We start from the raw sequence: 5,394 nt of genomic DNA, 5'->3' as shown, positions 1-5,394 counted from the left end.
ACCCCACCACCTGGCACCAACAACACCACACCCACCACCACACCAACCTCCCCACCTACCCCTTCCAACACCACCACTACTGGCTCAACACCACCACTACCGCAGGCGATATGTCGGCGGCAGGCCTGGAGCCGGCGCGGCATCCCCTGTTGGGCGCGGCGGTGGGGCTTGCCGATGGCCAGGGGCTGCTGTTCACCGGCCGGATCTCCCTCCGTACCCATCCCTGGCTGGCCGACCACGCCGTCGGCGGCGCGGTGCTGCTCCCCGGAACGGCCTTGCTCGAACTCGCCCTCCAGGCCGGTGCCCACGTCGAGTGCCATCGGGTCGACGAGCTGACGCTGCACACACCGCTTGTTGTGCCGGAGAGCTCTGGAGTGGCGCTTCAGGTAACCGTGGCCGCCGCGAACGAGGCTGGAAGCCGGGCGGTGCATATCTACTCGCGAATGGACGACGGCGGTCTCATCGCCGATTCGGCAGGGGAGGCATGGACGCGCCATGCCGCCGGATATCTTGCCGAGAAGCCTGAGGGAGACTCGGACGAGTCCGTGGACGATGAGCTGCTCGCGGACGCGTGGCCGCCGCCGGGTGTGGTCGCCGTGGACCTGGAGGGACTGTACGAGCGGCTGACCGAGGCGGGTTTCCATTACGGAGCGGCCTTCCGGTGCCTGAGCGCTGTCTGGCAACGGGGCGAGGAGATCTTCGCGACCGCACGTGTGGCCGAAGACGCGCCGGGCGATACGGCAGCGGCTCGGTTCGGTCTGCACCCCGCCCTGCTGGACTCCGCGCTGCACACGATCCCCCTGTTGCCCTCGCTTCAGGGACAACAGGACAGCGGGCTGCCGTTCACCTGGAGCGGAGTCACTCTGCACGCACCGGCGGCGACGGCCCTTCGCGTCCGGCTGAGGCCGGCCGGTACCGACCCGGGGGCAGTGGCGGTCGATGTGTCCGACGAGACGGGCGAGCCCGTGGCGTCGATTCGCGCGCTGGCACTTCGGCCGGTGTCCGGGGCCGAGCTTCGGACCGCTGCCTCGGCTACCCACCACGGCTCGCTCTTCGAGGTGCGATGGGAACCCGTCCCCGAGTCCGTGGTGGCCGAGGAGACCGCCCCGTGGGTGGTGATCGGGACCGAGCCGACGCCGCCTCAGGTCGAGGACTTCCCCCGGCCGCCGGGGGAGGTGACATACGCCGATCTGGCCGCGCTGTGCGCGGCGATCGCCGACGACACGCCCATGCCCCGGACCGTAGTGACCTGGTCCCCAGCGGGGAGCGAAGAGGAGTCGAGCGAGGCGGTGCGGCGCGCCACGCATCACATGCTGGCGCTTGTGCAGCAGTGGTTGGGGGACGGCCGGTTCGCCGACACCCGCCTGGTGGTGCTCACGCGCGGCGCGATGGCCACGGCGCCGGACGAAGGTGTGAAGGACCTGGCGGGAGCGGCTGTACGGGGCCTGATCCGCTCCGCCCAGTCGGAGCACCCCGACCGATTCGTCCTGCTCGACCTGGATGACAGCGTGGCCGACCCGGAAGACCACCGTCGGACGCTGTCGATGGCTCTGGCCTCCGGGGAACCGGAAGTGGCCGTACGCGATCGAGTCCTGCGCGCGCCCCGGCTCAGCCGGCTGGCCGAACCGACCGCCACCGCGGCGGCCGACACCAACCCCACGGCTGAGCGTCCTTGGGGTTCCGACGGCACCGTACTCATCACCGGCGGCACCGGCAGTCTCGGCGCGATGCTCGCCCGCCACCTGGTGGTCACCCATGGCGTACGGCAGTTGCTGCTCATCAGCCGACGTGGCCTGGACGCCCCGGGGGCCGGGCGGCTGGAGGCCGAACTCGTCGAGCTCGGGGCGAGCGTGACCATCGTCGCGTGCGACGCCGCCGACCGGAAACAGCTCGCGAACACACTGGCGAAGATCTCCGTCGACCACCCGCTGGCCGCCGTGGTGCATGCGGCGGGCGTACTGGACGACGGGGTGATCACATCCCTCACCTCGGATGCCATGGCCCGGGTGCTGCGGGCCAAGGTCGATTCCGCGCTCAACCTTCACCAGCTCACGCGTGACCTTCCGCTGTCCGCGTTCGTGCTCTTCTCCTCGCTGGCCGGGGTGATGGGCTCGGCGGGTCAGGCCAATTACGCCGCCGCCAACGCCGCCCTGGACGCGCTGGCGTGTCAGCGGCGCGCCGCTCGGCTGCCGGCGGTGTCCTTGGCCTGGGGGGTGTGGGAGCACGCCGGGGGCATGACCGGACAACTGGATGCCACGGACCAGTCTCGGCTCCTCCGCGCGGGCCTGCGGCCGCTGGCCACCGGCGACGGCCTGGAACTCTTCGACAAGGCCCTGAGCTGCGACCGTCACCTCGTGGTGCCCGCCGCACTCAGCATGGCGGAGCTTCAGGCCTCCGGGTCCGCCCCGCCGCTCCTGCGAGGCTTGGCGGCCACCGCGGCCCGTCCGGGCACCCGCGGCACCTCGCCCGGTGCCCCGGGGTCCCTGCGGCGGCGGCTGACCGGACTCGGGACGGAGGAGCGGCTAAGGGTGGTGTTGCGGCTGGTGCGCTCCCAGGCGGCGGCGGTGCTGGGGCACCGCACGGCCGATGCGGTCCCGTCCGACTCGGCGTTCCGCGATCTGGGGTTCGACTCCCTCGCCGCGGTGGAACTGCGCAATCGGCTACAGCAGGCTACCGGGCTGCGCCTCCCGGCCGGTTTGATCTTCGACCGGCCGCGCCCCGACGCGCTCGCCCGCTTCCTGAGCGAGGAGTTGGTCGGTGGTGCGCCGGCGGCCACGACCACCCCACCCGCCCCGTCCGTCGGCGGCGCAGCAAGTGAGCCGGTGGCCATCATCGGCATGGCCTGCCGGTTTCCGGGGGATGTGCGGTCGGCCGAGGCCCTGTGGGGTCTCGTCGCCTCCGGTGTGGACGCGGTGGACGACTTCCCCGCGGACCGGGGCTGGGATGTGGAGCGGCTCTACGACCCCGACCCGGAGCGGCACGGCACCTCGTACACCAGGCGGGGTGGGTTCCTGTACGACGCAGGTGAGTTCGATCCGGCGTTCTTCGGGATCGGCCCGCGTGAGGCGGTGGCGATGGATCCGCAGCAGCGGTTGCTGCTGGAGATCTCCTGGGAGGCGCTGGAACGGGCGGGGATCGATCCGACGTCGGTGCGGGGGAGTTCGACCGGGGTGTTCGCGGGGGTGATGTACCACGACTACGGCACCCGCCTGCGCGAAATCCCGGAGGGCTACGAGGGCTACATCGGCAATGGAAATGCGGGCAGCGTCGCCTCGGGACGCGTCGCCTACACCTTCGGCCTGGAGGGGCCCGCGGTCACCGTGGACACGGCGTGTTCGTCGTCCCTCGTCGCGCTGCACCTGGCCTGCCAGGCGCTGCGGTCCGGGGAGTGCTCCATGGCGCTGGCCGGCGGGGTCACCGTCATGTCCACCCCCACCACCTTCGTCGAGTTCTCGCGACAGCGTGGGCTGTCCCCGGACGGGCGCTGCAAGTCGTTCGGAGCCGGAGCGGATGGCACAGGCTGGGCGGAGGGCGCGGGAATGCTCCTGGTGGAGCGGCTCTCGGACGCGCGGCGCAATGGTCATCCGATCCTGGCGGTGGTACGGGGGAGTGCGGTCAACCAGGACGGGGCGAGCAACGGACTGACCGCGCCGAACGGCCCCTCGCAAGAGCGGGTGATCCGCCAGGCGTGGGCGAACGCGGGGGTGGCCGCGGCGGACGTCGACGCGGTCGAGGGACACGGCACGGGAACGACACTCGGCGACCCGATCGAGGCCCAGGCGCTGCTGGCGACGTACGGGCAGGGCCGGTCGGGTGACCGGCCGTTGTGGCTGGGATCGATCAAGTCCAACGTCGGACACACCCAGGCCGCCGCGGGGGTGGGCGGCATCATCAAGATGGTGATGGCCATGCGGCACGGGCTGCTCCCACAGACCCTGCACGCCGAGGAGCCCTCACCGCATGTGGACTGGACGGGCGGCGCGGTGCGGCTGCTGACGGAGTCGGTGCCCTGGCCGGAGCACGGTCGGGCGCGTCGGGCAGGCGTCTCCTCGTTCGGGGTCAGCGGTACCAACTCCCACGTCATCCTGGAACAGGCACCACCCGCCGTGGAAGCCCGAGAGCCGGCAGGGTCCGGCACCGTCTCAGGCCCACTGCCTTGGGCCATCTCCGCGAAGAGTCCGCAGGCGCTACGCGCCCAGGCCGGGCAATTGCGCACGTTCCTGGCCAACACCCCGGAGGCGAACCTGGCCGACGTCGGCCACACCCTCGCGGTAGGCCGGACCTCTTTCGAACATCGGGCGGTCGTGCTGGGCCAGGACCGCAGCGACTTCCTGCGCGGCCTCGACGCCCTGGCGACCGACCAACCCCACACCACGGTCGTTACCGGTACTGCCAAGCGGCCCGGTGACCATGGCGGGGTGGTGTTTGTGTTTCCGGGTCAGGGTGGTCAGTGGGCCGGGATGGGACTGCGCCTGCTGGAAACCTCACCCGTCTTCGCCCAGTCCATCAACGACTGCGAACAAGCCCTCGCCCCCCACACCGACTGGACCCTCACCGACATCCTCCACCGCCCCGACACCGACCCCGCCTGGCAACGCGCCGACATCATCCAGCCCCTCCTCTTCTCGGTCATGGTCTCCCTGGCCGCCCTCTGGCGCTCCCACGGACTCCACCCCGACGCCGTCACCGGCCACTCCCAGGGCGAAATCGCCGCAGCCCACGTCAGCGGCGCCCTCACCCTCCCCGACGCCGCCAAAATCATCACCCTCCGCAGCAAAGCCCTCCACGCCCTCCACGGACAGGGCGGCATGGCCGCGGTTCCTCTGCCCGAACAGGACGTCACCGAACTGATCCACCAGCGCTGGCCGGGCCAGCTGTGGGTGGCAGGCGTCAACAGCCCCCAGTCCACCGTCATCTCCGGCAACATCGACGCCCTCACCCAGGCCGTCGAACACCTCAACACCGTTGAGGTGCGTGCCAAGCGCATCCCCGTCGACTACGCCTCCCACTGCCCCCACGTCGAAACCATCAAAACCGAACTCCTACGGCTCCTCGACGGCATCACACCCCAGCCCGCCACCATCCCCTTCCACTCCACCGTCGACGGAGAATGGAAGGACACCACCGGACTCGACGCCCGCTACTGGTACCGCAACCTCCGCCAACCCGTCCGCTTCGCCGACGCCATCCACACCCTCACCCAGGAAGAACACCACACCTTCATCGAAATCAGCCCCCACCCCACCCTCACCCCCGCCATCCAGGACACCACCGACACCACCGACATCCCCGTCACCGTCATCAGCACCCTCCGCCGCAACCACGACGACCACCACCAACACCTCCACTCCCTCGCCCACGCCCACACCACCGGCCACCCCATCACCTGGCAAC

General features: G+C 70.8%; 1 protein-coding gene. It reads left to right on the top strand.

Going from position 1 to position 5,394, the window contains the following annotated elements; translation table 11 throughout:
- The coding region (locus ACH4S9_RS47015; RefSeq protein WP_398377815.1) for a type I polyketide synthase at positions 1-5,394 on the top strand (5,394 nt) is incomplete at both ends.

It is taken from the genome of Streptomyces sp. NPDC021225 (assembly GCF_044332865.1).
In the GTDB taxonomy this organism is placed as follows: domain Bacteria; phylum Actinomycetota; class Actinomycetes; order Streptomycetales; family Streptomycetaceae; genus Streptomyces.
The sequence above is the reverse complement of the archived record's forward strand: the minus strand, read 5'-3'. Positions and strand labels throughout refer to the sequence as shown.